The organism is Klebsiella sp. DY2415 (genome assembly GCF_026314315.1).
GTDB lineage: Bacteria > Pseudomonadota > Gammaproteobacteria > Enterobacterales > Enterobacteriaceae > Klebsiella > Klebsiella ornithinolytica.
Genome location: NZ_CP111115.1, coordinates 1,366,457 through 1,391,305, shown reverse-complemented (window position 1 = coordinate 1,391,305; position 24,849 = coordinate 1,366,457). Strand labels below are relative to the sequence as shown.

Here is a 24,849-nt window from a genome sequence, read left to right as displayed (position 1 = left end):
TTCTCTTCCTTATGCGCGATCGCCGTTAAGCGATCGGTTTTGCTGATTAAAATGGTAAACCGCCCCCATCAAACCGGCGTCGTTGCCGTGGCTGACGGTGTCGAGATAGTCCGCGATACCGAACCAGGCCAGATGTTCACGCAGCAGCGCCAAAAAGCCCGGCCGTTCCACAATGCCGCCGCCGATGAAAATGGCCTGCGGATCAAAAATGTTCACCAGGTTATACAGACCGCTACCGAGACCGTTGAAAAAGTCAGCCACCAGCCGCTGGCAGGTCACGTCGCCCGTATCGTAGCGATCGAATATCTCTTCCCCGGTCACCTCTTCCAGCGTTTTGCCGAAATGGTCGGCATAGCGCTGGCGCAATACGCGCATCGTGCAGTTTTCATTCATCGAATAGCGGCGCACATCGCGGGTGCCCGGACGATCGGTCTGCATATAGCCGAATTCGCCGGCGCGAAAACTGGCGCCGTGCACCAGTCGGTTATTACAGAAGATCGCCCCGCCGATGCCGGTGCCAATCGTCAGGACCAGAAAATCACTCATCTCGGCGGCTTTGCCCCGCCAGCGCTCGGCGAGCAGGACGCAGTTAGCATCGTTTTCGATGGCGACGGGAAGCCCGGTCTGTTGCTCCAGCCAGCGCTTAATGGCGAAATTATCGAACTTACGGATTGCGCCGCCCATTTCGATAAAGCCGGTGTGCGGGTTGACATAGCCAGGCGCGCTGATCGCCACGCCTTCACACGCCGGGTGAGCGGCAATCCACGCCAGCATCGCTTGCAGTATCTGGTCGCCATCGCTATCGATAATCGACTGCTTGCCTTTTTCACGCAGTTCGCCTGCAGCGGTGCTGACGCCCATTTTCAACGCCGTTCCACCGATATCAAATGCGGCAATGCTCATCCCGTCTCTTCCTCCTGAATCCCCGCAGAATCTACCTTCGGCTCTCTTGAACAAAAACAGAAACCGGTTTCAGTGGCATGATGGCTATTCCCGATGTCAGAGGCAAGCACAAGAATGTACCCGGTTTCATTTTCGTGAACCGCTTCAAATTTGTTCATATCGCTGCCGATTAACGCCGACTGCAAAGCAGGCTCGCAAACGTTTGCTTTCCCTGTTAGAATTGCGCCGATTTTTCTTGCTACCGCAAATGTGTGGAGATTTCGCAGTGACCGATAAAACCTCTCTCAGCTATAAAGATGCCGGCGTAGATATTGATGCAGGCAACGCGCTCGTCGACCGTATCAAGGGTGTGGTGAAGAAAACCCGACGCCCGGAAGTGATGGGTGGACTGGGCGGATTCGGCGCACTGTGCGCATTGCCGCAAAAATACCGCGAGCCGGTTCTGGTTTCCGGCACTGACGGCGTCGGCACCAAGCTGCGGCTGGCAATGGACCTGAAGCGCCACGATACTATCGGTATTGACCTGGTGGCGATGTGCGTCAATGACCTGGTGGTCCAGGGTGCAGAACCCCTGTTTTTCCTCGACTACTATGCAACCGGTAAACTGGATGTCGATACGGCAGCCAGCGTCATCAGCGGCATCGCGGAAGGCTGCCTGCAGTCAGGCTGTGCGCTGGTTGGCGGCGAAACGGCAGAAATGCCGGGCATGTACCACGGCGATGACTATGACGTCGCGGGCTTTTGCGTCGGCGTAGTAGAAAAATCAGAAATTATCGATGGTAGCAAAGTTGCCGATGGTGACGTGCTGGTCGCGCTGGCCTCCAGCGGTCCGCATTCCAACGGCTACTCGCTGGTGCGTAAAATTATCGAAGTCAGCGGCGTCGATCCGCAGACGACCGATTTGAATGGTTCGCCGCTGGCCGACCATCTGCTGGCGCCGACCCGCATCTACGTTAAGTCGGTTCTGGAGCTGATTGCTAACGTTGAAGTCCACGCCATTGCCCACCTGACCGGCGGCGGCTTCTGGGAAAACATTCCGCGCGTTCTGCCGGATAACACCCAGGCGGTCATCGACGAGTCCTCCTGGCAATGGCCAGAGGTCTTCAACTGGTTGCAGCAGGCCGGTAACGTCAGCAGCCATGAAATGTACCGTACCTTTAACTGCGGCGTCGGCATGGTTATCGCCCTGCCGGCTGAAGTCGCCGACAGCGCCATCGCGCTGCTGAACGAGAAAGGTGAAAACGCGTGGAAAATCGGCTATATCAAAGCTTCTGATTCCGAACAGCGTGTGGTCATTGAATGAAAAACATTGTGGTGCTGATTTCCGGTAACGGAAGCAATTTGCAGGCGATAATTGATGCCTGCGCCCGAAAGCAGATTAACGGCACCCTGAGAGCGGTATTCAGCAATAAGGCCGACGCGTTCGGCCTTGAACGCGCGCGTGAGGCCGGTATTCCGGCCCATGCGTTATCGGCCAGCCAGTTTGCCAATCGCGAAGCCTTCGATCGCGAGCTGATGCATGAGATCGATGCTTATGCGCCGGATCTGGTGGTGCTGGCAGGCTATATGCGGATCCTTAGCCCGGCGTTTGTCGCCCATTATCAGGGGCGCCTGCTGAATATCCACCCATCGCTGTTGCCAAAATACCCGGGGCTGCATACGCATCGCCAGGTACTGGAAAACGGCGATGAGGAACACGGTACATCGGTGCATTTCGTCACCGATGAGCTCGACGGTGGTCCGGTGATTCTGCAGGCCAAAGTGCCGGTTTTTGCCGGGGATAGCGAAGACGAGATTACCGCCCGCGTGCAGACACAGGAACATGCCATCTACCCGCTGGTGGTGAGCTGGTTTATGGACGGTCGTCTGCGCATGGAGGGAAATCAGGCCTGGCTTGACAACGCTCCTCTGCCGCCGCAGGGCCATGCGGCCGAAGAATAATCATCAGCGCCTCCGGCACTCGCCAGAGGCGCATTTTATCGGTTCAGCCTCAGCCGCTTTCCCTCTGTTTTGTTTAAATCAGCGATGATTTTTGCCCGGTTTCTCTCCAGGCACAGCCTCGTTTTGCACACAATATCGGCACTTGCTCGCCACCGTTTTTGTTCACAGCAGATTGAAAGAAAACTGTCATACTTCTTTGACATAGTTGGACATTCAATGGCAAAGCTCGCCATAATGAAAAAGCAACATCAATCAACCGGAGTGTGAGTTGTAATGGGCCAGGAAAAGCTATATATCGAGAAAGAACTCAGCTGGTTGTCCTTTAACGAACGCGTACTTCAGGAAGCGGCGGATAAAAGCAATCCACTGATTGAGCGCATGCGCTTTTTGGGCATCTACTCCAACAACCTCGATGAATTTTATAAAGTGCGCTTCGCTGAACTTAAGCGCCGTATCATAATTAGCGAAGAACAAGGGAGTACCGCCCATTCTCGCCATTTGTTAGGCAAAATTCAGGCCCGCGTTCTGAAGGCCGACCAGGAATTTGACAGCCTGTATAATGAGCTGCTGCTGGAGATGGCGCGTAACCAGATCTTTTTGATCAATGAACGCCAGCTTTCGGTGAATCAGCAGTCCTGGCTACGCAACTATTTTAAACAGTACCTGCGTCAGCACATCACCCCGATCCTGATTAACCCAGAAACGGATCTGATCCAGTTCCTGAAAGATGATTACACCTATCTGGCGGTCGAAATCATCCGCGGGGAAACCATCAATTACGCCCTGCTGGAGATTCCGTCAGATAAAGTCCCGCGGTTTGTCAATCTGCCGCCGGAAGCACCGCGTCGCCGCAAACCAATGATCCTGCTTGATAACATCCTGCGTTACTGCCTGGATGATATCTTTAAAGGCTTCTTTGACTACGATGCGCTGAACGCCTACTCGATGAAAATGACCCGCGACGCCGAGTACGATCTGGTGCACGAGATGGAGTCGAGCCTGATGGAGCTGATGTCTTCGAGTCTGAAGCAGCGTCTGACGGCGGAACCGGTGCGTTTTGTTTATCAGCGCGATATGCCGGACACCATGGTGGAAATGCTGCGCGAGATGTTCTCCATTTCACGCTACGATTCAATGCTGCCAGGCGGGCGCTATCATAATTTTAAAGACTTTATCGGCTTCCCGAACGTCGGTAAGGCCAATCTGGTCAACAAGCCGCTGCCGCGCCTGCGCCACACCTGGTTTGATAAGTTCCGCAACGGGTTTGACGCCATTCGCGAACGCGACGTGCTGCTGTACTACCCGTATCATACCTTTGAGCACGTGCTGGAGCTGCTGCGCCAGGCCTCATTCGATCCGAGCGTGCTGGCAATCAAAATCAACATTTATCGCGTTGCCAAAGACTCACGGATCATCGATTCGATGATCCACGCAGCCCATAACGGCAAAAAAGTCACCGTGGTGGTGGAGCTTCAGGCGCGTTTCGACGAAGAAGCCAATATCCATTGGGCGAAGCGTCTGACCGAAGCCGGCGTCCACGTTATCTTCTCTGCGCCAGGGCTGAAAATTCACGCCAAGCTATTCCTGATCTCGCGTAAAGAGGGAGAGGAAGTCGTCCGCTACGCGCATATCGGGACCGGCAACTTCAACGAAAAAACCGCCCGTCTGTACACCGACTATTCGTTGCTGACGGCAGATGCACGTATCACCAATGAAGTGCGCCGCGTCTTTAACTTTATCGAAAATCCATATCGCCCGGTGAGCTTCGATTACCTGCTGGTTTCGCCGCAGAACTCGCGCCGCCTGCTGTATGAAATGATCGACAGAGAAATCGCCAACGCCCAGAACGGTCAGCCTTCTGGCATCACGCTGAAGCTGAATAACCTGGTTGATAAAGGACTGGTGGATCGACTTTATGCCGCGTCAAGCTCCGGGGTTCCCGTTAACCTGTTGATTCGCGGCATGTGCTCTTTGATTCCTGGGCTGGAAGGGATCAGCGAAAATATTCGCGTCACCAGTATCGTCGATCGTTTCCTTGAGCACGACCGCGTCTATGTTTTCGAAAACGGCGGCGACAAACAGGTTTGGCTCTCCTCTGCTGACTGGATGACGCGCAATATTGATTACCGTATTGAGGTCGCCGCGCCGCTGCTGGATCCGCGGTTGAAGCAGCGCGTACTGGATATTTTTGATCTCTTATTCAACGATACGGTCAAAGCACGCTATCTTGATAAAGAACTGAGTAATCGCTATGTGCCGCGCGGCAATCGCCGTAAAGTGCGCGCACAGCTGGCGATTTACGATTATCTCAAATCACTCGAACAACCCGACTAACCTATGCCAATAAACGAAAAAACCCCTCGTCCGCAGGAGTTCGCTGCGGTCGACCTTGGTTCAAACAGTTTTCATATGGTGATCGCCCGCGTCGTCGACGGAGCCATGCAGATCATCGGTCGCCTGAAACAGCGGGTTCACCTGGCCGATGGACTGGATGAAAACTCCGTGCTCAGCGAAGAGGCGATCGCCCGTGGGCTTAATTGCCTGTCGCTGTTTGCCGAACGCCTGCAGGGTTTTTCTCCCTCCAGCGTCTGCATCGTCGGGACACACACCTTACGTCAGGCCGCCAACGCCGCGGAATTTCTCAAGCGCGCGGAAAAGGTGATTCCCTATCCGATAGAGATAATCTCCGGTAACGAAGAAGCGCGCCTGATCTTTATGGGCGTCGAACATACGCAGCCGGAACGTGGCCGTAAGCTGGTCATTGATATCGGCGGTGGTTCGACGGAGCTGGTGATTGGCGAGGATTTCGAACCGCGTCTGGTTGAGAGCCGTCGTATGGGCTGCGTCAGCTTCTCGCAGATCTATTTCCCCGGCGGCACCATCAACAAAGAGAATTTCCAGCGCGCGCGTCTGTCGGCGGTGCAGAAGCTGGAAACGCTGGCGTGGCAGTTCCGCATCCAGGGCTGGAATGTGGCGCTGGGCGCATCCGGCACCATTAAAGCTGCGCAGGAAGTGCTGGTCGCCATGGGTGAGAAAGATGGTTTTATCACCCCGGAACGCCTTGAAATGCTGGTGGATGAAGTGTTGAAGTATAAAAACTTTGACGCGCTCAGCCTGCCGGGTCTGTCGGAAGAACGCAAAGCGGTGTTTGCTCCTGGGCTGGCTATCCTCTGCGGCGTTTTCGATGCGCTGGCGATCAAAGAGCTGCGCTTGTCCGATGGCGCGCTGCGTGAAGGCGTGCTGTATGAGATGGAGGGACGTTTTCGCCATCAGGATATCCGCAGCCGCACCGCGCAAAGTCTGGCAAACCAGTACAACATTGACCGTGAGCAGGCGCGTCGGGTACTGGAAACGACCACCCATATATTCGAACAGTGGCAGGAACAGAACCCCAAACTGGACAACCCGAATCTGTCGGCGTTGCTGAAATGGGCGGTAATGCTGCACGAAGTGGGGCTGAATATTAACCACAGCGGAATGCACCGCCACTCGGCTTATATTCTGCAAAACAGCGATTTGCCGGGCTTCAATCAGGAGCAGCAGATGCTGATGGCGACGCTGGTTCGCTATCACCGTAAAGCGATCAAACTGGATGATTTGCCCCGCTTTACGCTGTTTAAGAAAAAGCAGTTCCTGCCGCTCATTCAGCTTTTACGCCTGGGTATTTTGCTGAATAACCAGCGTCAGGCGACCACCACACCGCCCACGCTCAGGCTGAAGACCGAAGCCAATCACTGGACGCTGATCTTCCCGCATGACTGGTTCAGCCAGAATGGGCTGGTGCTGCTCGATCTGGAAAAAGAGCAGCAGTACTGGGAAGGCGTGCCTGACTGGCTGTTGAAAATCGCCGAAGAAGAGCCGGAAAGCAAAAACTAGTCCCGAGGCCGGGTTGCTCTCACCCGGCCCGCTTCTTCCCCATCAGCTCGCTTCAGCCGTTACCGCCGTCACCAGAGACGCCAGTGGAACCGGCTGGCCAATCTCGTACCCCTGCAGATAATCAATCCCCAATGACAGCGCCGCCTGTCGAATCTCCGGCGTTTCCACACACTCCGCCACCACCTGCATATTCTTCATCCGCGCCAGATGGCAAATCGATGCCACGACCTGGTAATCAAGACTGCTGGAGTGCAAATTACGAATAAAGCTACCGTCAATCTTCAGCAGATCAACGTTCAGCGTTTTCAGGCGCGCGTAGCTGGCGTAGCCGGTACCAAAGTCATCGATCGCCACCCGACATCCCAGCGCCTGCAAATGCGCCAGCGTTTGCCGTGCCTGCTCAGGGTTGCTGAGCGAGTGGTTTTCCGTTAACTCAAATAATAACTGCCACGGTTCAACATGATACTGCGCCAGCAGCCGCTCCACTTCGCCGGGAAACTGGCTCCGGCTGACGGAGACCGGCGAAAGATTCACCGCCAGCCGCAAACCGGGTAAAATTGTCCGCTGCTGGTTCATAAAGGCGAGCGTATTCTCCAGTACCCACAGGTCAATACGGGATGACAGGCCAAACTCATGCGCCACCGGGAGGAAATCATCCGGGTAAATGAGTTCCCCGTCATCTCCCGCCATACGCAGCAGAACTTCATAATAGTTGTCACCGCGAATACCGACGATCGGCTGCGCCATCAGACAAAAATGGTTCTGCTCCAGCGCCTGCTGGATCTGGTTCATCATCACCACTTTATCCCGTAAGCCGTGCTGAATATGTATAGCCCCGCGACGCTGCATATTTTCTGGCTGGCCGCTGGTCAGAGACATATCAGCAATGTTATTCAGCTCGCCTAAAAGCAAATAGAGGTGCTTCACCGGTGAGCGCACGCTGCAGTAACTAATCCCTACCGCGGGCTGCAGAGGTATACCGTCCCAGATAAAGCGAAACCGTTGGATACGTTCATCCAGCGCGGCAATGCGCGCCTTATGATCGCCGCTGTTCAGACGGAGCACCAGATCGTGTCCGGCCAGATGGTGAACGGCCTCGTTCGGCTGGAGTAAGTCGCCCAGATGTTCAGCCAGTTTTTGTTTATATTGAATGCGCAGCATAACGCCATAATGGCGCCCCAGCAGCTCCAGCTCAGGAATGCGTAAAAAGCACAGCACCGACCACATTGCGCTGTCCAACGACCGACTCAGCGCCCGTAAATTGGGCATATGGACAACCGGATCGAGAAAAGCCATCCGCCGTACCCTGGCATGAATCAGACGCTGCCGGGTCGCCAGCATGGCCATATAAGTAATAATAAAAGAGAACACCAGATAGCTCGAAGAGGTTATGGCCAGCTGATGGGCATATCCCGGAGAGAAAGGCAAATAGCGATAATGAAAGTGAATAATGATGATTAAAACCGGCGTCCAAATCATTGCGATACAGCGATAGCCAAAGCGCATCGCGCCCCACAACATTACCGGCATGAGTAATGACAATGTATAGTTTGTGCTAAATATCGTACTCTGACCATTCAGCGGTATTAATAACAAACCCAATAACATTAACAATGTTATCGACCATAAAACAAATTCACCACATTTTATTTTTGGATCAACCTGTAACTTCGCCTGTGAAATAAAACTACGCAGATAAAAAGGATTGCGAAGAATACGAATCAATAAATAGCACAGCGGAACGCCGGTTAAACCTCCTACCATCAAGGCTTGAAAAGTAATCAGGGAGCGTAAACTTAGCGGATCGATCCCGACCAGCCCCGTCGTCCGCGGATGCATGCCGAGATACTCGGCAATCTGAGAAAGTATGAGAAAAATGAGCGATGGCAGCAGCATCTGCCAGAACAGGCGATACGGCATCAGGCTCACGTTACCGTGGTAAATATGCTGGCGGCGCGGCACAAAAATCCGATAGCCGCCCCAGCACAAAACCGCCGGGATAAGAAAATGGAAAACGACCACAATCGCCTCCCACGGATTCATTCCCCGGGCCACGGTGCACAGCAGACCGATGATAATACCGGGCAGCGCTGCCACATCAAAAAACAGCATAAGACTCTGCACCAGCGCCAGCGGTAAATAGTAAAGCGAAACTTCACTACCATCCAGCACGGCATAGGAATTTGCCCCTCGCGCCAGAGGCAGTAAAAGCAGGGGTAAAATCAGCGGAAGCGCCCACCATTTATCCCGATACAGTCTGTATTGTTTAATTATTTTCATTGATGCTCTACAGATAACCCAAATTCCCGCTGGGTATATTCAGGTAGGCATCCAACCTAACCATCCTAGCCGCATAAGGAATACCTACGCGGAACAGGCAAGAGATTTTAGTTATCAGCACACGCGGACTGTTGATATAAATCAATAAATCTTTTAGCTATGATTAATAAAGCTTATTTTTATGCATCTGTTCGAATGAAAGAAAAAGGATGTGAATGTGATAATTATCTTACATAACATTAAGTAATGTTTGAGCGGCGGATTTTTACATCCCCATCAATTGACCCTGCTGCATTCCTGTGCCTTAATACCCTTATCGCCCCAGTTGTGGGTATACCTCAAGGAACCTTTTGTGAGTCAGGCACCCAGTATGCGTAAACGACATCGATTTAACCGTCGCATGACCCGTATCGTACTGCTTATCAGCTTTATCTTCTTCTTTGGACGCTTTGTCTACTCTTCTATTGGCGCCTGGTATCATCATCAGGACAAGATCGAGTCCCAGCAATCGACGATCCCGGTTGATACCACGCCGCGGGAATAAGCCAGCACATTACGGTGCCAGCCAGTACGGCATAACATTGCTTTAAACGGTAAACTGCACCTCTCGCAGCAGGCGCAGCATCTCGCCGATCCCTTTGCTGAGAATTTTATCCTGACGCATCACGACCCCCAACTGACGGTGGAGTAGTGGCGTCAGCGATTGAACGCGTAACCCCTGCCGATCGTCATGATGCGCCACCGCCATGCGTGGAACAATGCTGTATCCCAGTCCGGCACGCACCATTCGCTTGATGGCTTCAATGCTGCCCAGCTGCATCACCGGCGAAATATCCCGCCCGCTGGCACGAAACCAGCCATCAATCAGCTCCCGGGTTCCGCTCCCGGCCTCAAAGGCAATCAGCGGCAGCGCCTGCAGCACTTCCGCCGTCAGCTCCAGCGGCAGCGCATCCTGTCCACAGGCAAAAATAAACACAAACTCCTCATCCACCAGCGGATCTATTGCCAGGTTGCGCCCGTGGGCCGGAAGCGTGACCAGTCCGAGATCGAGTCGGTTCTCCTCCACGGCGCGCACGATATCCAGCGTATTTCCGGTCGTCACGCCTACCGTCAGCAGCGGATGCGCCTGCCGCAGCTGCTGTAAGACCGGCGGTAAAAGATGTATGCAGGCCGTGGCCCCCGTTCCGAGCGTTATCGCGCCGCTGATTTCGCGATTAAACTCGCTCACCGACAGTACCGCCGCGCTGACCGCCCGTTCAATATTGTCACCGTGAGCCAGCAGAGCCATACCGGCCGCCGTCGCTTTAATCCCCCGTCCGGTCCGCTCAATCAGCCGGGTCTGCAGAAACTGTTCCAGCTGACGTACCTGCAGGCTGACCGCGGGCTGCGATAGCCCCAGGACATCCGCAGCAGCCGAGAAGCTCCCCCGCTGTACCACCAGCCGGAAAGTAGCCAGATGTCCCAGATTAAGCGTCGTCATCTCAAAGTTTCTCTTATAAGGGTCATAAACCAACGAGTCTGCCTGCACAATAGCGCGCAGGTTATGCTGCCGGCAACTGCATAACAGACTGAGATACGATGAAAAATATGGAAAACAGACGCGCCGCGTCCGGCATGCTGACGCTTGCCGCTGGATGCAATCAGCTGATTAACTGGGGGATCTCATTTTATATGCCGGGCACTTTTTCCCGGGCTATCGAGCAGGACACCGGCTGGCCAACGACGCAAATCTACCTCGGCCTGACGATCGCCATGTTGATAATGGCGTCGATCTCCCCGTTTGTCGCCCGCCTGCTGGCCCGGTTTGGCGGCCAGCACATTGTGGTCAGCGGCACGCTGGCGATCGCCGCAGGATGCTTCATCATGGCGGCCGTACCGACTCTCTCCGGTTGGCTGGGCGCCTGGCTACTTACCGGTATCGGAATGCGTCTGGCGCTGTATGATACGCTGTTTGCCGCGCTGGTGAATCTTTACGGTCAGCAGGCAAGACGCACCATTTCCCGCGTGACGCTGGCTGGCGGCCTGGCTTCCGCTCTGTTCTGGCCACTGGGCGCATTTTTGCTGACGATGATGAGCTGGCGGGAGGCGTTGCTGGTTTATGCCCTGCTGGGCCTGTTCAGCGCGCTGCTGCTCTGGCGAATGCCGAACGCCAGGCGACCCGCGGCGATACGGCCAGAAGCGCACCGGCCCGCTTCCCGCCAGCAGAGACAGGTTGCTCTGCTGTATGCGGCGCTGATCGCGCTGGTGACATTTGTTTCTAATGGAACCTCCACCCACCTGCCGGAATTTATCGCCCACTACGGTCTGCCGGTGGCGGCGGGGATGCTTTGGGGCATTGGCCAGACCGGCGCCCGCTTTCTGGAGGTCGCCTCGGGTTCGGTGCTCACGCCACTTCGACTTACGCTGCTGACCACGTTGCTGATGCCGGTCTGTTTCGCCCTTGGCCTCAGCGGGCCTTATCTCCTCGGCACCGCCGGCGGATTTGTGCTGGGCTATGGCGCCATCAATGGGTTAACGACGGTATTTAAAGCCACGCTACCGCTAGAGCTTTTTGCCGCCGAGGATTACGCCAGACGCACCGGTATCCTGTTGATCCCCGCCCAGCTACTGGCTGCCGCCTCCCCGTTTGCCTACGCCTGGTTAACTCAGCAGTTCGGGGTTCAGGGAAGCTTAGGTTTTTCCGCTGCGCTGACGCTGGTGGTCGCCGGGCTGGCGCTCGCCATTGCCCGGAGCCAGTCCCGTCGGCCACCCGAGACGATGCCGGCAGCCATTGATTCCTGAGCTTCGTGGCGATACCTGCACGCCCCTTAGCGAGGAGGTATCTCCCCGTTTTTCCGACAGACCATTGCGATAAAACGATCGCGGACGGCGTCCGCCGCCTGAGGATTCCAGGCCAGGCCAACCTGCCATTGCGCGCCCTCCCCCGTCACGGTAACGAGCTTTATGCCTGCCGGCAGAAGATGACATGCGCCGGCAGGAAGCAGCGCAACACCATTTCCGGCGGCAACCAGCGCCAGCAGGGTGTGAATATCGTCAGCATCCGCCACGATGTCAGCGGACAGGCGGTTGATTTGCAGGAAATGCGCCGTTTGCTCTGCTAACCCCCGGCCGCGCCGTGGGTTAATTTGCAGCAGCGGGAACTGTCGGAGCACCGAGGCGATATCCGGGAGCGCCTCCGTTGCGCCAGCGGGCACGGCAAGCACCAGGCTCTCTTCCATCAGCGCCCGGGCCTCCAGCGCCTCCGGAACAGGCATCCGCACGAACCCGGCATGCAGCTGCCCCTCCAGTAACATTCGATACTGCTCGTGGGAAGAGATATCGTTGAGGGAGACCTCAATATCGGGAAACTGCTGGCGAAAGGCTTTAACTTGCGCCGGGGCCAGCTGGAAGGTTGAGATGCCGAACCCCAGCGCCAGCGTGCCGACGTTTCCGCGCCGGACCTGCTCCGTCCAGGCACAAAACTGGTCATGCTGCGCTACAAAATGGCAGGCCTGAGAATAGATAGCCTCCCCCGCCGCGGTCAGCTGTGCTCCCTGCCGCCCCCGCTGAAAAAGAGTCATGCCCGTCAGATGTTCCAGGGTCTGGATTTGTTTCGTCAGCGCCGGCTGGGTCAAACAAAGCCTCTCCGCCGCCGCATGGTAGCGTCGCAGCTGGGCCAGAGTGACGAACGCCCGTATTAATCTGATGTCCATTCCAGTCCCTTATCAAACGCGGAGAAAGCGTGATTATACATCCTGTGTCTCTGCTGGCGTAATGAGCTCAGTTTTTCGCAACGAGAAGAGACCTATGAACAACGAACTCCAGGTGGCTACGGTACAGTTCTGCCACCGCGCTAATGATAAGTCCTATAACCTGGGCATTATGGAACGCTTTATTCATCAGGCAGCCGGCGAAGGGACCCGCATTCTGGCCTTTCCCGAAATGTGCATTACCGGCTACTGGCACGTTATCGATCTCAGCGCCGAGGAGGTAAGCTCGCTGGCCGAGACCATTGACGACAGTCCTTCCCTGGCGAGAATTGCCCGCCTGGCGCAAAGTTATGAGATGGCGATTGGCGTAGGGCTGATTGAAAGAGCGAGTGACGATCGTCTGTATAACACCTACGTCGTTTGTATGCCGGATGGCCAGAGGCATATCCACCGCAAGCTGCACGCCTTTGAACATCCGGCGATAGACCGGGGGAATAGCTTCACCGTCTTCGATACGCCGTGGGGAGTGAAAGTTGGCGTTCTGATCTGCTGGGACAATAACCTGACGGAAAATGCCCGGGCTACCGCGCTGCTGGGCGCGGATATTCTGCTGGCCCCCCATCAAACCGGCGGCACGAACTCCCGCAGCCCGTTCGGGATGAAGCCCGTTCCCGTTGCCCTTTGGCAGAACCGGTATCAGGATCCTGACGCGCTGAAAGCCGCATTTCAGGGCCGTAACGGTCGGGAATGGTTGCTCCGCTGGCTGCCCTCAAGAGCGCATGATAATGGGATGTTTATCTTATTCAGCAATGGCGTCGGGCTGGACAACGGGGAGGTGCGTACCGGAAATGCGATGATTATCGATCCCTATGGCCGCATTATTGCCGAGACCGATGCGTTTGAAGACACCCTGGTCTGCACCACGCTGGATTTAAACCTGCTGGCCATGTCCACAGGCCGACGCTGGATTCACGGCAGACGCCCCGAGCTCTATGCGATTCTGAGCCAGAATCAGGGTTATGAACGCGATGCCCGCAGCGCGCGTTTCTCAACGGAAGTGCCGCAGTTCAGCGATAACACTCAGCATTAATCCGGCGGTCAAAAAGAAAAGCCCCCTGATAAAACAGAGGGCTTCGTTTAACCACGCCGGGGAGTTATTCCCACTCGATGGTTGCCGGCGGCTTGCCGCTGATGTCATAGACGACGCGGGAAATGCCGTTCACTTCGTTGATAATGCGGTTGGAAACGCGGCCAAGGAAGTCATATGGCAGGTGCGCCCAGTGGGCGGTCATAAAGTCGATGGTTTCGACCGCACGCAGGGAAACGACCCAGTCGTACTTACGGCCATCGCCCATTACGCCGACAGAGCGGACCGGCAGGAACACGGTGAACGCCTGGCTCACTTTGTTGTACAGGTCAGCTTTATGCAGCTCTTCGATGAAGATAGCATCCGCACGACGCAGCAGATCGCAGTACTCTTTCTTCACTTCGCCCAGTACGCGAACGCCGAGACCCGGCCCCGGGAACGGATGACGGTACAGCATGTCGTACGGCAGGCCCAGCTCCAGACCAATCTTACGCACTTCGTCTTTGAACAGCTCACGCAGCGGTTCAACCAGCCCCATTTTCATCTCTTTCGGCAGGCCGCCCACGTTGTGGTGAGATTTGATGACGTGTGCTTTACCGGTTGCAGACGCTGCGGATTCGATGACATCCGGGTAGATGGTTCCCTGCGCCAGCCATTTAACATCTTCCAGCTTCAGCGCTTCTTCGTCGAACACTTCGACGAACACGCGGCCGATGATTTTACGTTTGGCTTCCGGATCGTTCTCGCCTTTCAGCGCGTCCAGGAAGCGCTTCTCGCCTTCCACGTGAACGATGTTCAGACCGAAGTGGTCACCGAACATGTCCATAACCTGCTGGGCTTCGTTCAGACGCAGCAGACCATTGTCCACGAAGACGCAGGTCAGGTTTTTACCGATAGCGCGGTGCAGCAGCATGGCGGTCACGGAGGAGTCCACGCCGCCGGAGAGGCCGAGGATCACTTTGTCATCGCCAACCTGCTGGCGGATACGCTCAACGGCATCGTCGATGATTTTTGCCGGCGTCCACAGAGCTTCACACTGGCAGATGTCACGCACAAAGCGCTCCAGCATACGCATACCCTGACGGGTGTGGGTCACTTCCGGATGGAACTGCACGCCATAGAAGCGTTTTTCTTCGTTCGCCATAATGGCAAACGGGCAGCTTTCAGTGCTGGCAACGGTTACGAAGTCAGACGGGATCGCGGTGACTTTGTCGCCGTGGCTCATCCAGACGTCGAGCAGCGGTTTACCTTCAGCGGTCAGGGAGTCTTCGATACCGCGCACCAGCGCGCTATCGGTAACAACTTCAACCTGCGCATAGCCGAACTCGCGCTCATTAGAGCCTTCTACGTGGCCGCCCAGCTGCATTGCCATGGTCTGCATACCGTAGCAAACGCCAAACACCGGTACACCGGCGTCGAAAACATACTGCGGCGCGCGCGGGCTGTTATGTTCAGTGGTGCTTTCCGGGCCGCCGGAAAGAATGATGCCGCTAGGATTGAACTCACGAATCTGAGCTTCCGTTACGTCCCAGGCCCACAGCTCGCAATACACCCCTAATTCACGTACGCGACGCGCAACCAACTGGGTGTACTGAGAACCGAAGTCCAGGATTAGAATGCGATGTTTATGAATGTTATCCGTCATTGACGTTTATTCCAGAGCAGTAGCGATTAAATAAAATCGCCCGGCGCATGACCGGGCGATGAAAATCAGGAGCCCATGCGGTAGTTCGGGGATTCCTTGGTGATCGTCACGTCGTGAACGTGACTTTCCTGGATGCCAGCACCGCTGATACGCACGAATTCCGCTTTAGTACGCAGGGTGTCGATGGTACCACAACCGGTCAGCCCCATACAGGAGCGCAGGCCACCCATCTGCTGGTGAATGATCTCTTTCAGGCGACCTTTATAAGCAACGCGGCCTTCGATACCTTCCGGCACCAGTTTGTCCGCGGCGTTGTCGCTCTGGAAGTAACGGTCAGAGGAGCCTTTGGACATCGCACCCAGAGAACCCATCCCGCGATAAGATTTGTAAGAACGCCCCTGGTAGAGCTCGATTTCACCCGGGGACTCTTCGGTGCCCGCCAGCATGGAGCCGACCATCACGGCAGCAGCGCCAGCAGCGATTGCTTTGGCGATATCGCCGGAGAAACGGATACCGCCATCGGCGATAACCGGAATGCCGGTACCTTCCAGCGCTTCTACCGCGTCTGAGACGGCGGTAATCTGCGGGACACCAACGCCGGTGACGATACGGGTAGTACAGATAGAACCAGGGCCGATACCTACTTTCACCGCGCTCACGCCCGCTTCAGCCAGGGCACGCGCGCCGGCGCCGGTAGCCACGTTACCGCCGATGATTTGCAGGTCAGGATATTTAGCACGGGTTTCACGAATGCGCTGCAGAACGCCTTCAGAATGGCCGTGGGAGGAGTCGATCAGCAGAACATCAACGCCTGCAGCAACCAACGCATCTACGCGCTCTTCGTTGCCCGCGCCTGCGCCAACCGCTGCACCGACGCGCAGACGACCATGCTCATCTTTACACGCATTCGGCTTACGTTCCGCTTTCTGGAAATCTTTAACGGTAATCATGCCGCGCAGATGGAAGCCAGCATCAACAACCAGCGCTTTTTCAACGCGTTTTTCGTGCATTTTGGCAAACACGACTTCGCGGCTTTCGCCTTCACGCACGGTAACCAGACGCTCTTTCGGCGTCATGTAAACGCTGACGGGCTGGTTCAGGTCGGTCACGAAGCGAACGTCGCGACCGGTGATGATACCGACCAGTTCGTTGTCTTCGGTCACTACCGGATAACCGGCAAAGCCGTTACGCTCGGTCAGCACTTTTACTTCACGCAGGGTGGTTGTAGGCAGTACGGTCTGCGGATCGGAAACCACGCCGGACTCATGTTTCTTCACGCGGCGAACTTCTTCCGCCTGACGCTCGATGGACATGTTTTTGTGAATAAAGCCGATGCCGCCTTCCTGTGCCAGGGCAATTGCCAGGCGCGCTTCTGTTACGGTATCCATGGCTGCGGAGAGCATAGGAATATTCAGACGAATGGTTTTCGTCAGCTGGGTGCTGAGATCGGCAGTATTCGGCAGAACGGTAGAATGAGCGGGAACGAGGAGGACGTCGTCAAACGTCAGAGCTTCTTTAGCGATACGTAGCATGGGCAATATCTCGACCAGGGTGGATAAATATTGCCGTGGCATTATACAGAGCGTAACCGATTGCATCTACCCTTTTTTGAAAATAATACTTGCGATCGTCCATCAGCAGGTTACTATCGACTGAATAACCTGCTGATTTAAAATTTGATCTTGCTCACATGTTACCATCTCAATCCCCTGCAATTTTCACGGTCAGCCGCCTAAACCAGACGGTTCGCCTGCTGCTGGAACAGGAAATGGGTCAGGTCTGGATCAGCGGCGAGATCTCCAACTTCAGCCAGCCCTCTTCCGGCCACTGGTACTTCACCTTAAAAGACGATAACGCCCAGGTGCGCTGCGCGATGTTCCGCAACAGCAACCGTCGGGTCACTTTTCGCCCGCAGCACGGCCAGCAGGTACTGGTGCGTGCCAATATCACCCTGTATGAGCCGCGCGGCGACTATCAGATTATCGTTGAGAGTATGCAGCCTGCCGGCGAAGGGCTGTTACAGCAAAAGTATGAACAGCTAAAAGCGCTGCTGGCGGCGGAAGGTCTTTTCGATCGGCAGTATAAGCAAGCACTCCCCTCCCCTGCGCGCTGCGTGGGCGTCATCACCTCGAAAAGCGGCGCGGCGCTACACGATATTCTGCACGTGCTGAAAAGACGCGATCCGTCGCTGCCGGTCGTTATCTACCCCACGTCGGTTCAGGGCGACGATGCGCCAGGGCAAATCGTTCGCGCCATAGAATTAGCCAACCTTCGCGAAGAGTGCGATGTGCTGATCGTTGGCCGCGGCGGCGGTTCTCTGGAAGATTTATGGAGCTTCAACGATGAGCGGGTAGCGCGGGCGATTTTTGCCAGCCGCATCCCGGTCGTCAGCGCCGTCGGCCATGAAACCGACGTCACCATCGCCGATTTTGTCTCCGACCTGCGGGCGCCAACCCCTTCAGCGGCCGCAGAGATTGTCAGCCGCAATCAGCAGGAGCTGCTGCGCCAGCTGCAATCCGGACAGCAGCGTCTGGAAATGGCGATGGACTATTTTATCGCCAACCGTCACCGTCGTTTTACCCAGCTGTTCCATCGTCTTCAGCAACAGCATCCGCAGCTACGATTAGTGCGCCAGCAAACGGCGCTGGAAAGGCTACGGGAGCGAATGCGCCTTGCGCTTGAGACGCAGATGAAACGCGCCGATCAGCGTCAACAACGCGTCATTCAGCGTCTGAACATGCAAAACCCGCAGCCGCGCATCCACCGTCATCAGTCGCGCATTCAGCAACTCGAATACCGCCTCGCCGAGAGCATCCGTTCGCGTTTAAGCGAGCGCCGCGAGCGCTTCGGCAACGCGGTGACCCATCTGGAGGCGGTGAGTCCGCTGGCAACGCTGGCCCGCGGCTATAGCGTCACCTCAGCCAGCGACGGCAAAGTGCTGAAGCAAACCAAACAGGTGAAGGCAGGCGATATGCTGACCACTCGTTTAAATGACGGCTGGGTCGCAAGCGAAGTCAAAACGATTACGCCCGTGAAGAAAACCCGGGCGAAGAAAAAGTAACAACGGTTATTCTACCGCCGCCCACTCCACGCGTTTTTTCGAAATCAGCCCGTGTCCGTTCTGGCAAAAATAATCCACTGCGCCACACGCTTTTAAAACCTCCAGCGGTTTGTGGCAATCCGGGCAGCGGGCTTGCAGGGCAAACTCTTTCGCACAGTGCTGACAGCGTGCATTCTGATCCTCTACTGCCAACGGCGCGCGACAGATGGGGCATGCAAGTTCCATGATGATTCCTTACCGAATGTTCGTCCGCCCAGTTTACCACGGCGGTGGTTCAGTGTGGCCCACGCAATTGCTGCTGTAGCTCAAGCAAGAGCGCCACTTCGTTGATCCGTCGCTGCGTTAACCGGGATACTTCCTCAGGAGCGCGAACAAACAGGCTCTCTGTTCCCAGAATATGCTCGCCCAGGCAATGCTCATAGATAGCGCCCGGACGCCGCCAGCGCTCAATACGATCGCCAGCAATCAGCTCCACCACTTCGCAATTATCGCGCCGGTCCTGATTGATAATGCGCCCATCGCGTAGCCAGATGCGCAGCCCTTTTTGTCCTCCCGCCGGTCCGGCATATTTGTTCAGCCAGATATTGAGCGGGATGCCGCTGAGTTGCCCCTGCAGATGGGTCTTGCCTTCCGCGGTTTGCGTATCTCCCCGGGCAATGGCATGGCCCAGGCGATCGCTGACCTGCCGGACTTCAAGGTGCATCTCATCCGTCCCACCACAGTAGCGGATTGTTTCGCGCAGCATCGCCAGCACATGCGTACCAATATCAAGAATCACGCCGTCAGGATGACGCAGCTGGCGCGTATCCGGCTCACCGGTAGCAAAATTGAGCGCCACGGGCTCGCCCTGGTCGTTAAATCCGCTGGGCTCCTGCAAAAATCCGTCAATACGGGCGATATCCTGGATTGATGACAGCAGAGGCCGACGGGGCTGCGCCGCATCTTCCCCCTGCCAGCGCTCGTCCAGCTCACCCAATGCCAGCTTCAGCGCACCGTCCCGCGCCATCCAGTGATCGAGCGCCAGTACCCGCCGCGCATGCTGCGGCTGGTTGAGCAGCTCACGCAGACGGGTCATTTGTTCAAGAGTCGCAACAACCGGTTTTTCCACCACAATGCGCGGACAGGCTGATGCCAGCGCCGCCTCCAGCACCGGAAGATGCTGCAACGACGCGGTGGTGATAAATAGCAGATCTAACGGCTTTCCGAGCACTGCCGCTAGTGACGCACAGCGGGTTATTCCCGGTAATCTTCTGCCAGGATTCGCATCGAAACCCCAGCATTCGTTCATGGGGATCCCCAAATGCCTCAGCGCGGGAAGATAAGCGGTTTCGACTACCGCGCCCAGCCCAACAAATCCAGTCTGCATAGTGACCTGCCAGTAAGTCGGTGGAAATAATATGGGTATTATACACATCGAACGGGCGGCGAACGTGGATTCACCAATGTCGCGAGTTGTTACGAGATAAAAAAAACCCGCCAGCGGCGGGTTTCTCTATTACTGGATTACTTGCTTTTCTTGATGTGTTTAATCAAGCGTTTACGCTTACGCATCTGGTTCGGCGTCAGGGTATTGCGTTTGTTGGCAAACGGGTTTTCCCCTTCTTTGAACTGGATACGAATTGGCGTACCCATTACGTCCAGCGACTTGCGGAAGTAGTTCATCAGGTAACGCTTATAGGAGTCCGGCAGATCTTTTACCTGATTACCGTGGATGACCACAATCGGCGGGTTATAACCGCCGGCATGGGCATATTTCAGTTTCACGCGACGACCACGCACCAGCGGCGGCTGATGATCTTCTGCCGCCATGGTCATGATACGGGTCAGCATCGCCGTCCCGACGCGACGGGTCGCGCTGTCATACGCTTCGCGTACGGATTCGAACAGGTTACCTACGCCGCTGCCGTGCAGTGCGGAGATAAAGTGGATACGTGCAAAGTCAATGAAGCCCAGACGGAAGTCCAGCGTCTCTTTAACCTGCTCTCTCACTTCCTGGCTCAGGCCATCCCACTTGTTGACCACAATCACCAGCGAACGGCCGCTGTTGAGGATAAAACCGAGCAGAGAAAGATCCTGGTCGGAAATCCCTTCACGCGCATCGATAACCAGCATCACCACGTTGGCATCTTCAATGGCCTGCAGCGTTTTGATGACCGAGAATTTTTCGACCACGTCGGTAATTTTACCGCGCTTACGCACGCCCGCGGTGTCGATGAGCACGTATTCACGTTCATCGCGCTGCATCGGAATGTAGATACTGTCGCGCGTGGTTCCCGGCATGTCGTAGACCACCACGCGGTCTTCGCCCAGGATACGGTTGGTCAGCGTGGATTTACCCACGTTCGGACGACCCACAATCGCCAGCTTAATCGGCAGATCTTGCGGGTTGAAGTCGTCTTCCGGCTCTTCCGCTTCTTCACCGTTCTGTTCCGCTTCAAACTGCGCCCAGTACGCCGCATCTTCATCGACCTCTTCCGACGGGTCGATCTCTTCGGCCCACGGCAACAGGACGTGCTCCAGCAGGCTGGTCACGCCGCGACCGTGAGACGCAGCGATCGGATGGATATCCCCGAGACCCAGCGACCAGAAGTCGGCAATGGCCTGATCGGCATCAATGCCGTCGGTTTTGTTCGCCACCAGGAAAGTCGGCTTTTCACGCGAGCGAAGATGTTTGGCGATCGCGGTATCAGCAGGCATCAGGCCCGCACGCGCATCGACCATAAACAGCACGACGTCCGCCTCTTCAATCGCCAACAGCGACTGTTCAGCCATACGGGTTTCAACGCCATCTTCTGTGCCATCGATACCGCCGGTATCGATACAGATAAATTCACGACCTTCAACTTCAGCACGACCGTACTTACGGTCACGAGTCAGCCCCGGGAAATCCGCGACCAACGCATCACGAGTGCGCGTCAAACGGTTGAAAAGCGTGGATTTTCCAACATTAGGGCGCCCGACAAGCGCGACCACAGGTATCATGTTAAATGCCTCTTACAAATTGCTATGCAACATCGATTTAACGACGTTTTTAAAAAAGTCAAAACGGCCCCTGTCTGCCAGGAGCCGTTTCTCAATTCGCACTATACCCGTTGTCTCTCAGTGAACGTCGCCGCCGGCTGCGTTGCCGGCCGCCGCGAAGAAACTCAAGAGCCGCGGGGTAAGCCGCCACGACTAACGCGTAATAGAATACAGCGTGCCGTCGGTTGCCTGGATCAGCAGTCGACCATCGGCTACCACCGCGTCGGTACGGAAGCCGGAGCTATCCACTTTCTGCTGAGCCACAAAGTGACCATCTTCCGGGTTCACCCAGTGCATATAGCCTTCGCTATCACCGACCACCAGGTTGCCATTATACAACACCGGCGCGGTCAGCAGGCGATGCAATAGATCGCTTTGCGTCCACAGCGTCACGCCACCTTCGGTGGAGAGCGCCAGGATGCGGTCATTCTGATCGACCAGGTAGATACGGTTGCCGTCAACGATAAAGTCGTTCACGGAACCCAGCTCACGCTTCCACATGATCTGGCCGCTGCGCAGATCCAGCGCGGTCAGGTTGCCATTATACGCCAGCGTGTATACCACACCGTTGACGATAACCGGGGTCGTATCGACGTCATTCAGACGATCGATTTCCGTCGGTCCGGTCGCCTGGGAGATACGCTGCTGCCAGATAATCTGCCCTTGCTGCATCAGCACGGCGCTAACGCGACCGTTATCGCCGCCAACGATGGCTGCGCCATAGGCGGTCGCCGGAGCAGATTCACCGCGCAGAGAGAGCGCCGGCATATCCAGGTTAACGGTCCACTTCACCGCCCCATCCGCTTCATTCAGCGCCTGCAGCTGACCGTTACTGGTGTGAACCAGAACCATGCCGTCGCTGACGACCGGGCGAGAAATCGCTTCACCCGCAACGCGAGCCTGCCACGCCACCGTACCATCGCTGGTATTCAGGGCGAACAGCTGCGCTTTTTCGCTGCCGATATAGACATGACCACCGGAAACGGTGATACCGCCAGAGAGCAGCGCAGGCGTGCGAGAGAACCAGCCGTCTTTTTCAGCCAGGTTCACCGACCACACCTCTTTCCCGTCGTCAGCGTTCAGCGCTTTGACGGTGCCCTTACGATCGGCCGCATAGACTACGCCGTCGGCAAAAGCCGGGTGCAGGTTAGAATAGAAATCGCCGATACCATCGCCAACAGAGGTGCTCCAGGACGTGGACGGCGTAAACTGATTTTCCACCGTCGGCAGCGGTGACATTTTCACCACATCTTCTTCGCTGTTAAACAACGAACAACCGCTTAATAAGGTAACGGAAAGCAGCCCTGGCAAAAGTAATTTACGCAATTGCATCGAGTCCCTCTCAGATGGACAGATTATTTATTTTCATACGCATCATTTCGCTGAGCGCAGGTGAAGCATCGCTTTTCACGCCAGCTTCCCAGGCCGCGCGAGCGCCTTGCTTATCGCCTTTGTTAAGCAGAATCTCACCACGGAGATCGGCAACAATAGCGACCCAGCCTTCACCTTTAATACCATCAAGGGTTTTCAGCGCTTCATCAGGTTTCTTCAGCTGCAGCTGCACACGCGCAAGACGCATATTGATAACCGACTTCAGGTTATCATCCGGCGCGGCGGCCAGGCCCTGCTGAAGCTGCTTTTCGGCATTTTGCAGATCGTTCTTATCGACAAAACGCTGGGCCAGCTCCAGAGAAGCAAACGCGCCATAGCTGTTTTTGCTATCGGCAGCAAACTTTTCCGCCGAACCGATCGCTTCCGGCTTGTCTGATTTGAGCGCGGAAATGGCGTTTTCATAGGCTAAAGAGGATTCTCTCGCCGTATCCTGCTGATGAGAACTCCAGTAGCGCCAGCCAACCAACGCGCCAATCCCTAAAATCACACCAACGGCCAGCGCCTTGCCATTTTCGGCAAAGAAACGCTTGAGCGCATCGACCTGATCGTTTTCGTTGTTATACGTTTCCACGCAGTCCTTCTCCTGACTAATGATTCCCGGGAGATTAACCCAGAAGTGCGCGCAAATGCGCAGCAACGCTATCCTGCGTTACGGTAGTTTGCTCACCTGAGCGTAAATCCTTCACTACCACGTTTCCGTCAGCAATTTCTGATTCACCGACCACCAGAGCAACGCGAGCGCCCCATTTATCCGCGCGGGCAAACTGTTTCTTAAAGTTGCCGCCGCCGTGGTTGGTCATCAGCTTAGCGCCGGGCAGCTCATCGCGAACCCGCTCAGCCAGACGCATCGCTGCAGACTGGGTATCGGTTCCGGAAGCCACCAGGTATATATCGACAACAGGATCGGCTTTAAATTCCGGATTTACTGCCTGAACCAGTAAAACAAGACGTTCCAGCCCCATAGCGAAGCCTACGGCCGGCGTTGCGCGCCCGCCCAGCTGCTCTACCAGACCATCATAACGACCGCCGGCACAGACCGTTCCCTGGGAACCGAGGCTGGTGGTGACCCACTCAAACACGGTACGGTTATAATAATCCAGGCCGCGCACCAGGCGCTGATTGACGGTATAGCGAATCCCAGCATCGTCCAGCAGGGCACACAGGCCCGCGAAATGCGCTCTGGAGTCTTCGTCCAGGTAGTCGCCCAGCGCAGGCGCATCGTTGAGCAGCGCCTGTACTTCCGGATTTTTGGAATCGAGGACGCGCAGCGGGTTGGTATACATGCGGCGTTTGCAGTCTTCGTCGAGCTTATCTTTAAACTGCTCAAGATAGGCGACCAGCGCATCGCGATAGGTTGCACGCGCTTCCAGCGAACCGATGGAGTTCAGCTCCAGCGCAACGTGGTCAGCGATGCCCAGCTCACGCCACCAGCGAGCGGTCAGCATGATCAGCTCAGCATCGATATCCGGACCCTGCAGGCCAAAGACTTCAACGCCCATCTGGTGGAACTGGCGATAGCGCCCTTTCTGCGGACGTTCGTGGCGGAACATCGGCCCGACGTACCACAGACGCTGTTCTTGATTGTACAGGAGACCATGTTCGATGCCGGCACGTACGCAGCCCGCCGTCCCTTCCGGACGCAGCGTCAGGCTATCGCCATTGCGGTCCTCAAAGGTGTACATCTCTTTTTCAACCACGTCGGTCACTTCGCCGATCGCGCGTTTGAATAACGGGGTCTGCTCTACAATCGGCAAACGGATTTCGCTGTAACCGTAGCTGCCGAGCACCTGTTTCAGTGAGCCTTCAATGCGCTGCCAGAGAGCGGTCTCGCCCGGCAGATAATCGTTCATGCCACGGATGGCTTGAATGTTCTTTGCCACGTTTATTCTCTTTATTTATATACAAAAATGAACCCCGACGCCGCGCGTCTGCGGGTTCAATCATACACGGGAAG

The 24,849-nt window shown here is 55.9% G+C and carries 19 protein-coding genes and 1 pseudogene; 8 read left to right on the top strand and 12 right to left on the bottom strand.

Annotated elements, in window-relative coordinates:
* Window positions 1-9 precede the first annotated feature (9 nt).
* The gene (bglK, locus tag OQV00_RS06590) at window positions 10-903 is read right to left on the bottom strand and encodes a beta-glucoside kinase BglK (RefSeq protein ID WP_004866201.1); all 894 of its coding nucleotides are present in this window, start codon (window positions 901-903) and stop codon (window positions 10-12) included.
* A gap of 265 nt (window positions 904-1,168) precedes the next feature.
* Here bglK and purM point away from each other — a divergent pair, with 265 nt between their 5' ends.
* The 4 genes from purM (at window position 1,169) to ppx (ending at window position 6,720) form a co-directional block, all read left to right on the top strand.
* Complete coding sequence (gene purM, locus OQV00_RS06585; protein WP_004866203.1) at window positions 1,169-2,206, top strand: phosphoribosylformylglycinamidine cyclo-ligase; 1,038 nt, start codon at window positions 1,169-1,171, stop codon at window positions 2,204-2,206.
* Entirely contained in the window at window positions 2,203-2,844 is a 642-nt protein-coding gene (gene purN, locus OQV00_RS06580; protein ID WP_004866205.1) for a phosphoribosylglycinamide formyltransferase, read from the top strand. The genes purM and purN overlap by 4 nt, the downstream gene beginning before the upstream one ends.
* A gap of 273 nt (window positions 2,845-3,117) precedes the next feature.
* Window positions 3,118-5,178 (top strand): polyphosphate kinase 1, encoded by a 2,061-nt coding sequence (gene ppk1 / locus OQV00_RS06575; protein WP_004866208.1) that lies wholly within the window; start codon window positions 3,118-3,120, stop codon window positions 5,176-5,178.
* A 3-nt stretch (window positions 5,179-5,181) separates the two neighbouring features.
* Entirely contained in the window at window positions 5,182-6,720 is a 1,539-nt protein-coding gene (gene ppx / locus OQV00_RS06570; RefSeq protein WP_015583721.1) for an exopolyphosphatase, read from the top strand.
* A gap of 42 nt (window positions 6,721-6,762) precedes the next feature.
* On the opposite strand, the gene OQV00_RS06565 is transcribed toward ppx, so the two are convergent.
* A complete protein-coding gene (locus OQV00_RS06565) occupies window positions 6,763-9,000 on the bottom strand; it encodes a sensor domain-containing phosphodiesterase (protein ID WP_048024164.1) in 2,238 nt (745 codons plus the stop codon).
* Window positions 9,001-9,352: 352 nt separating this feature from the next.
* Between OQV00_RS06565 and OQV00_RS06560 the strand changes: the two genes are divergently transcribed.
* A complete protein-coding gene (locus OQV00_RS06560; RefSeq protein ID WP_015583719.1) occupies window positions 9,353-9,544 on the top strand; it encodes a YfgG family protein in 192 nt (63 codons plus the stop codon).
* Window positions 9,545-9,586: 42 nt separating this feature from the next.
* On the opposite strand, the pseudogene OQV00_RS06555 reads toward OQV00_RS06560, so the two are convergent.
* A pseudogene (locus tag OQV00_RS06555) lies at window positions 9,587-10,506 on the bottom strand (LysR family transcriptional regulator).
* 72 nt (window positions 10,507-10,578) lie between these two features.
* Between OQV00_RS06555 and OQV00_RS06550 the strand changes: the two are divergent.
* Window positions 10,579-11,781 carry an MFS transporter gene (locus tag OQV00_RS06550; protein WP_075808326.1) on the top strand — a complete coding sequence of 401 codons (1,203 nt, stop codon included), beginning with the start codon at window positions 10,579-10,581 and terminating at the stop codon, window positions 11,779-11,781.
* A gap of 26 nt (window positions 11,782-11,807) precedes the next feature.
* On the opposite strand, the gene OQV00_RS06545 is transcribed toward OQV00_RS06550, so the two are convergent.
* Window positions 11,808-12,692: a LysR family transcriptional regulator gene (locus OQV00_RS06545; protein ID WP_266280042.1), complete on the bottom strand. Its 885-nt coding sequence runs from the start codon at window positions 12,690-12,692 to the stop codon at window positions 11,808-11,810.
* Window positions 12,693-12,786: 94 nt separating this feature from the next.
* Between OQV00_RS06545 and OQV00_RS06540 the strand changes: the two genes are divergently transcribed.
* Window positions 12,787-13,779 carry a nitrilase family protein gene (locus OQV00_RS06540; RefSeq protein ID WP_075808328.1) on the top strand — a complete coding sequence of 331 codons (993 nt, stop codon included), beginning with the start codon at window positions 12,787-12,789 and terminating at the stop codon, window positions 13,777-13,779.
* Between the two features lie 64 nt (window positions 13,780-13,843).
* On the opposite strand, the gene guaA is transcribed toward OQV00_RS06540, so the two are convergent.
* Complete coding sequence (gene guaA / locus OQV00_RS06535; RefSeq protein WP_048024172.1) at window positions 13,844-15,421, bottom strand: glutamine-hydrolyzing GMP synthase; 1,578 nt, start codon at window positions 15,419-15,421, stop codon at window positions 13,844-13,846.
* 65 nt (window positions 15,422-15,486) lie between these two features.
* Window positions 15,487-16,953 (bottom strand): IMP dehydrogenase, encoded by a 1,467-nt coding sequence (gene guaB, locus OQV00_RS06530; protein ID WP_004866245.1) that lies wholly within the window; start codon window positions 16,951-16,953, stop codon window positions 15,487-15,489.
* Window positions 16,954-17,111: 158 nt separating this feature from the next.
* Between guaB and xseA the strand changes: the two genes are divergently transcribed.
* Window positions 17,112-18,482 carry an exodeoxyribonuclease VII large subunit gene (xseA, locus tag OQV00_RS06525; protein ID WP_044349492.1) on the top strand — a complete coding sequence of 457 codons (1,371 nt, stop codon included), beginning with the start codon at window positions 17,112-17,114 and terminating at the stop codon, window positions 18,480-18,482.
* 6 nt (window positions 18,483-18,488) lie between these two features.
* On the opposite strand, the gene OQV00_RS06520 is transcribed toward xseA, so the two are convergent.
* From OQV00_RS06520 to hisS, 6 genes are all read right to left on the bottom strand, one after another.
* The gene (locus OQV00_RS06520) at window positions 18,489-18,707 is read right to left on the bottom strand and encodes a zinc ribbon domain-containing protein (RefSeq protein WP_086816030.1); all 219 of its coding nucleotides are present in this window, start codon (window positions 18,705-18,707) and stop codon (window positions 18,489-18,491) included.
* Between the two features lie 49 nt (window positions 18,708-18,756).
* Entirely contained in the window at window positions 18,757-19,848 is a 1,092-nt protein-coding gene (locus OQV00_RS06515) for a Gfo/Idh/MocA family oxidoreductase (protein WP_266280039.1), read from the bottom strand.
* A gap of 137 nt (window positions 19,849-19,985) precedes the next feature.
* The gene (der, locus tag OQV00_RS06510) at window positions 19,986-21,464 is read right to left on the bottom strand and encodes a ribosome biogenesis GTPase Der (RefSeq protein ID WP_004866324.1); all 1,479 of its coding nucleotides are present in this window, start codon (window positions 21,462-21,464) and stop codon (window positions 19,986-19,988) included.
* Between the two features lie 192 nt (window positions 21,465-21,656).
* On the bottom strand, window positions 21,657-22,835 hold the full coding sequence (gene bamB, locus OQV00_RS06505) for an outer membrane protein assembly factor BamB (protein ID WP_004866328.1): 1,179 nt from the start codon (window positions 22,833-22,835) through the stop codon (window positions 21,657-21,659).
* A gap of 10 nt (window positions 22,836-22,845) precedes the next feature.
* A complete protein-coding gene (locus tag OQV00_RS06500; protein WP_015583712.1) occupies window positions 22,846-23,466 on the bottom strand; it encodes a YfgM family protein in 621 nt (206 codons plus the stop codon).
* Between the two features lie 34 nt (window positions 23,467-23,500).
* Window positions 23,501-24,775, bottom strand: coding sequence for a histidine--tRNA ligase (gene hisS / locus OQV00_RS06495; RefSeq protein WP_004866334.1), 1,275 nt, complete (start codon window positions 24,773-24,775; stop codon window positions 23,501-23,503).
* Between the last annotated feature and the right edge of the window lie 74 nt (window positions 24,776-24,849).